We start from the raw sequence: 5,721 nt of genomic DNA, 5'->3' as shown, positions 1-5,721 counted from the left end.
TGGGCGGTCCCGGAGGGCCTACCTCCATCACCAGTGCAGCATCACGTCGGAAGACTTCGTCTACATCGAAACCTCCCGTTGTGTTCGTGGCGCACTATCGTCGGCGTATCGAAAACTGCATACGCGCCGGCAACATCACGCTCTCTTGGCTGGAGGGCATGAGTTCCAGCGAGCCAACCTGTGCCCTCCTCCACCTCGCCAGCCCGCCTCCGCTCGCCGTCCTGGCGAGCGGCCGGTTGATGCGCTTCGCCGATCCTTGCGCGGTCTGGGCGTGATCCCGCTCAGCCTCGGCGAGATCGCCGCAGTGGTCGGCGGGAGGGTCGAGGGTGACGACGCCGTGACGGTGACCGCGCCGGCCGTGCTCGACGGCCGGCAGGCCGAGCCGGGCGGCCTCTTCGTCGCCTTGGTCGGCGAACACGCCGACGGCCACGACTACGCCGTCCAGGCCGGCCGGGCCGGCGCGGTGGCCGTGCTCGGCTCCCGGCCCACGGCGCTGCCGACCGTCGTCGTCGAGGACGCCCAGGCCGCGTTGCAAGCGCTCGCCGCCCACGTCGTGGCACGGCTACGCGACGGGCTGACCGTGGTCGGGGTGACCGGATCCCGTGGCAAGACCAGCACCAAGGACCTGCTGGCTGCCGTGCTGTCGAGCGCCGCGCCGACGATCGCCACGACCGGCTCGCTCAACAACGAGCTCGGCGTGCCGCTCACCATGCTGCGTGCCAGCGCGGCCACCCGGTTCCTCGTCCTTGAGATGGGAGTGCGCCGCATCGGCGACATCGCAAAACTCACCGGCCTGGTCGCGCCCGACGTCGGTGTCGTCCTCAACGTCGGCCAGGCCCACCTCAGCTATCTCGGGTCGCGCGAGGCGATCGCCCAGGCCAAGGGTGAGCTGGTGCAGGGTCTGGCGCCCGGCGGCACCGCGGTCTTGAGCGCCGACGATCCCCGGGTGGTCGCGATGCGCTCGCTCACCGACCGCCCGGTGCTGACCTTCGGCCGGGCGGAACACGCCGACGTGCGCGTACTCGACGTGGTGCTGGACCGGCTCGCTCGGCCGTCCTTCACCCTGCGGACCGCCGCCGCCTGGGCTCCGGTCGCGCTGCCGCTCGTGGGCACGCACCAGGCGCTCAACGCGGCGGCTGCCACGGCGGTGGGGCTGGCGGCCGGCGTCTCCCTCAATGCGGCCGCAGCGGCGCTGCCCACGGTCTCGCTGTCGAAGTGGCGCTTGGAGCTGCGTGACCTCGCCGGCGGCGCAACGCTGCTCGACGACTCCTTCAACGCCGACCCCGACTCGACCCGTGCCGCCCTGGACGCGCTGGCGGCGATCGAGGGCGGGCGCCGCATCGCCGTCCTCGGCGAGATGCTCGAACTCGGCGACGGCAGCGAGGCCGCGCACCGCGCCATAGGGGAGTACGCCGCCTGCCGGGCCGACGTGGTGGTCGCGGTCGGCGCCCGGCCGCTCGCCGACGGCGCCGGAGAGCGGGCGATGGCGCTGGCCGACAACGCCGCGGCCGTCGAGTGGCTGCGCGGTCGGCTCACGGCCGGCGATGTGGTGCTCGTCAAGGCCTCCCGCGGGGCGCGCCTCGACGAGGTCGCCGCCGCGCTCGTGTCCGGACCCCCCGATGTGCTGGTAGATCGACCAAGGAACGACAGGTAGGAGCGGCTGTGGCTTTTCGGGTACGGGTCATCACGGCGAACGATCACGCCGCGTTTAACGCGACCCAGCCTGCGGTGAGTTTCCTGCAGACCCCAGCCTGGGCGTCGGTGAAGAGTGAGTGGGGGTCGCAGTCGCTGGGCTGGTTCGACGACCGCGATCAACTGGTCGGCGCGGGCCTGGTGCTGTATCGTCGGCTGCTCGGGTTCAAGACGTCACTGGCGTACCTGCCCGAAGGGCCGGTGATCGTCTGGGCCTCGGATGATCTGGCCGGCTGGCTCGGGCCGCTGGTGGACCATCTCAAGCGCTCTGGCGCCTTCGCCATACGCATCGGGACGACAGTGGTGGCCCGTACCTGGAGTGCTGAGACGATCAAGGCCGCGATCGCCGACCCGGAGATCACCAGGCTTAGCGACGTGCCGCCGGACACGGTCAACGACGCCGCCGCCCGGGCACGCACCCAGCTGCGGGAGCTGGGCTGGCGCCCGCCGAAGGAAGAAGAAGGATTCTCCGCCGGGCAGCCGCGCTGGGTTTTCCAGGTCCCGTTGGCCGGCAAGGACGAAGATCAACTTCTTAAGGGGATGAACCAGCTCTGGCGGCGCAACATCAAGAAGGCCGGCAAAGCGGGCGTCATCGTGACCCAGGGCCGTGTCGAGGACCTGCCCGACTTCTACCAGGTCTACCTCGAGACCGCGAAACGTGATCACTTCATCCCGCGGCCGTTCCGCTACTTCCCGGCCATGTTCGAGGCGCTGCTGGCCGAGGACAAGGACCGGATCCGGCTCTACCTCGCCCACCACGAAGGCGACCTCGTTGCCTCCACCATCTGGGTCCGGGTCGGCGAACACGCCTGGTACAGCTACGGCGCCTCCGCCACGGCCAAACGGGAGGTACGCGGATCGAACGCCGTGCAGTGGAAGATGATCACTGATGCTCTGGCTGCCGGATGTACGATCTACAACCTGCGCGGCATCACCGACACCGTGGACAAGGACGCCCCGCACCTGGGCCTGATCCAGTTCAAGGTCGGCACCGGCGGCGAAGCCGTGGAGTATCTCGGCGAATGGGATCTGCCGCTGAATCGCCTGCTCTACAAGGCATTCGACGTCTACATGTCCCGTCGAGGCTGAGGCGGCCCGCCGGTGGCGGAAGGCGGCGGGCGCGAGGCGAAGCGGGCATAGAAGCAGCAGCCGGCGCGGTTCGGGGGGCCGTGCCCGCCGATCGCACGTGCCCTCGCAGCGATCAACAGATCGGCCGATGACAGCATCGGGCCACCCGTTCGCCTCGCACCTGGCGCAGACGGGCCGCCGAAACCCACAAGGCCGCTTTGGCCGTGGACGGGCAGCGGGTGGTCATGCCGCAGCCGCGCCGGTGCCTTCGACCACGGCCGGCCGAGGAGTCCGCACGAATTCCTTCGAGGCCGCTTGCACCGGTGAGCCGCCGGTGGCCAGTGGCGGGCGATGACACCGGATGTTACGACAACCCTTGACCCGCACTGCCCGGCGTGCTGGAAGACCGCTTCGGGTTGTCTTTGTGATCGTTTTCCAAAGGGGTGGGTCAGTGGGGCCAGGGGCAGCAGACGCAGGCCCCTGCGTGAACTGCCCCCACCGATAAGACCGCCCACCGACCGGGCCCGGCCGGCCCGGGCACCGGTCGAACGCGGCGCCGCCCGCCTGACGTCCTGGCGGGTCTTTCGCAGGCCCCGTGGCAGTCCCACAGCATGACGTCCATCGCCGCAGCTGTCCTCACTGCGAAGCGGCACCACCGAAGAAGCTCACTGAGGGTTGCCCTGGGAGATCCGGACGTTCGTCAGGCCTGATCGTCGTCTGTTCGTGTGTGCGCTGACGCGGCGGGCAGTTGCACCGTGACGCGCAGCCCGCCAGCGGGGCGGGGGGTGAGGGTGAGGGTTCCGTCGTGTGCCTGGGTGATGCTTTTGACGATTGCCAGGCCGAGGCCGACACCTGCGTGGTCGGTGTGCAGGCGTTCGGTGCCGCGCTGGAACGGCTCGGTGAGTGTCGAGACCAGCTGCGAGGTGAGCTTCTCGCCGGTGTTCTCGACAGTGAGCACAACAGTGTGGGGGCGGACGCTGGTATTCACCCATACGATGCCCTGGTCAGGCAGGTTGTGGCCGATCGCGTTGTGCAGAAGGTTCGTGGCCATCTGCAGCAGGAGCGCCTGTGAGCCGGTGGTGATGCTCATCTCGCCGGAGGTTTCGATGGTGACGCCGTGCTTTTCCGCCAAGGGCAGGAGCGTTTCCGTGGCTTCTTCCGCCATGAGGGACAAGTCGACGTGTTCCCTGGTGAAGGACCGCTGATTGGCGCGGCTGAGCAGGAGCAATGCTTCAGTGAGGTCGATGGCCCGGGTGTTGACCACGCGCAGGCGTTCGACAAGCTCGCAGATGTCGCGGTCCGGATCGTTGCGGGCCACGTCGAGAAGCGCCTGCGTGACCGCCAGCGGGGTGCGCAGTTCATGAGAGGCATTGGCCGCGAATCGCTGCTGTTCGGCGACGTGGGCTTCGAGCTGCGCGAGCATGGTGTCGAAGGAGTCGGCGAGTTCGCGGAACTCATCTCGGCGGCCCGGTAGGCGGATCCGGTGGGAGAGCGGTCCGTTCGCCACCCTGCGGGTGGCGTCGGTGATGCGAGTCAGCGGGGCGAGCATCCGGTCGGCCAGAATCCAGCCGCCCACGAGACCGAACACCAGCAGGAAGGCCAGCACTAGGATTCCCGCCGGGACGAAGACGACTGGGCCAAAACTGCCTGGGTCGAAGACGCGTAGGAAGTCGGACCGATCGGGGAGGTTAAGGCTGTTCGACCTTCCTCGCAGGAGGAACACCCAAACGGCGGCGAGCAGCAAGGCGCCCGCGATCAGGAGGAACCCGGCGTAGCTGAAGGTGAGCTTGAGGCGGACGCTCAACCCTTGACGCCTATCCACGCTCCGCTCCCCGGTCATCGGCGTCCGGTCCTGTGTCGATGCGGTAACCGACCCCGGGCACGGTGGCGATCAGCCAGGGCTCGCCGAGGCGTTTACGCAGGGCCGAGACCGTGATGCGCACGGCGTTGGTGAACGGGTCCGCGTTCTCATCCCACGCTCGCTCCAGCAACTCTTCTGCACTGATGACACCGCCTTCGGCGGTGACGAGGACTTCGAGCACAGCGAACTGCTTCCTGGTGAGCGCGATGTAGCGGCCCTCGCGGTAGACCTCGCGGCGGAAGGGATCCACACGTAGGCCCGCGATCTCTCGCACAGGCGGTCTATTGTGGACGCGCCTGCGGTCGAGTGCTCTGAGCCTGAGCACGAGTTCTCGCAGCTCGAAGGGCTTGGTGAGGTAGTCGTCGGTGCCGAGTTCGAACCCGGTGGCCTTGTCGTCGAGCCGGTCGGCAGCGGTCAGCATGAGGATCGGCATGCCGCTGCCGGAGGCGACGATGTGCTTGGCGATCTCGTCACCGGTAGGTCCGGGGATGTCCCGGTCGAGAACGACGATGGCGTAAGCGTTGGTGCTCAGCAGCTCCAGAGCGGTATCACCGTCACCGGCGATGTCGGCCGCGATCGCTTCCAGGCGTAGCCCATCGCGGATGGCCTCTGCCATGTAGGGCTCGTCCTCAACGACTAACACGCGCATAGTCTCATGCTACGAGCCGGTGCCATATCGCCAGCGTATCGAAAACCGGATACGGGCCGACAACACCACGCCCCCTCGACTGGAGGCAAGAACGAACCACACATTATCCCACCTCGGCCCCGCGACCGGCTGTTCGCCGTACTTGCGATGGTCCTCGCCGTGCTCCTGCTCCCCGTTGCGTTCGTCCGCCATCCCGGCCGCGCCCGCGAACTGGCCTGCCGCTGGGCGCTGGGGATCCGATTTCCGCTTGAGGACCTCACCGGGCTCACCGACGGCGCCAGGGCGGCGTTCACCGCTGCACGCGCCGAGGCGCTCTGAGACCCACCCGCCAACACCGTGCCTTACACGGCCACCGCCCTAGCTGTTCTGTCCGGGGAGGTTGTGGACAGTGAGCCAGGTCTCGGCCGTGGGATCTTGAACGGGTGAGGGCCTTCCGGGTTCGGTGTGGATT

The 5,721-nt window shown here is 68.4% G+C and carries 5 protein-coding genes and 1 pseudogene; 4 read left to right on the top strand and 2 right to left on the bottom strand.

Annotation, left to right across the window (positions count from 1 at the left end; all coding sequences use genetic code 11):
- The first annotated feature begins 271 nt into the window (after positions 1-271).
- The 3 genes and pseudogenes from murF to ACIQE0_RS38620 form a co-directional block, all read left to right on the top strand.
- On the top strand, positions 272-1,654 hold the full coding sequence (gene murF / locus ACIQE0_RS38630) for a UDP-N-acetylmuramoyl-tripeptide--D-alanyl-D-alanine ligase (RefSeq protein WP_402341056.1): 1,383 nt from the start codon (positions 272-274) through the stop codon (positions 1,652-1,654).
- Between the two features lie 8 nt (positions 1,655-1,662).
- Positions 1,663-2,781, top strand: a complete 1,119-nt coding sequence (locus tag ACIQE0_RS38625; RefSeq protein ID WP_402341054.1) for a lipid II:glycine glycyltransferase FemX — start codon at positions 1,663-1,665, stop codon at positions 2,779-2,781.
- 441 nt (positions 2,782-3,222) lie between these two features.
- Positions 3,223-3,470: pseudogene (locus tag ACIQE0_RS38620) on the top strand (hypothetical protein); the annotation flags it as partial.
- Here ACIQE0_RS38620 and ACIQE0_RS38615 read toward each other — a convergent pair.
- Together ACIQE0_RS38615 and ACIQE0_RS38610 are read right to left on the bottom strand one after the other, a co-directional pair.
- Positions 3,461-4,582 (bottom strand): sensor histidine kinase, encoded by a 1,122-nt coding sequence (locus ACIQE0_RS38615; RefSeq protein ID WP_402341051.1) that lies wholly within the window; start codon positions 4,580-4,582, stop codon positions 3,461-3,463. The pseudogene ACIQE0_RS38620 and the gene ACIQE0_RS38615 overlap by 10 nt on opposite strands.
- Entirely contained in the window at positions 4,575-5,270 is a 696-nt protein-coding gene (locus ACIQE0_RS38610) for a response regulator transcription factor (protein WP_402341049.1), read from the bottom strand. The genes ACIQE0_RS38615 and ACIQE0_RS38610 overlap by 8 nt, the downstream gene beginning before the upstream one ends.
- Positions 5,271-5,429: 159 nt before the next feature.
- On the opposite strand from ACIQE0_RS38610, the gene ACIQE0_RS38605 reads away from it, so the two are divergent.
- Complete coding sequence (locus ACIQE0_RS38605; RefSeq protein ID WP_402341046.1) at positions 5,430-5,588, top strand: hypothetical protein; 159 nt, start codon at positions 5,430-5,432, stop codon at positions 5,586-5,588.
- Positions 5,589-5,721 lie beyond the last annotated feature (133 nt).

This window comes from Streptomyces sp. NPDC093097, from assembly GCF_044754325.1.
Taxonomy (GTDB): Bacteria; Actinomycetota; Actinomycetes; order Streptomycetales; family Streptomycetaceae; genus Streptomyces.
Note: the sequence above shows the minus strand (reverse complement) of the source record. Positions and strands in the feature narration are given on the sequence as shown.

What these genes read in the sequence shown, in the direction of transcription:
- ACIQE0_RS38610 (WP_402341049.1), bottom strand. Translation starts at nt 5,270, where the DNA reads ATGCGCGTGTTAGTCGTTGAGGACGAGCCCTACATGGCAGAGGCCATC.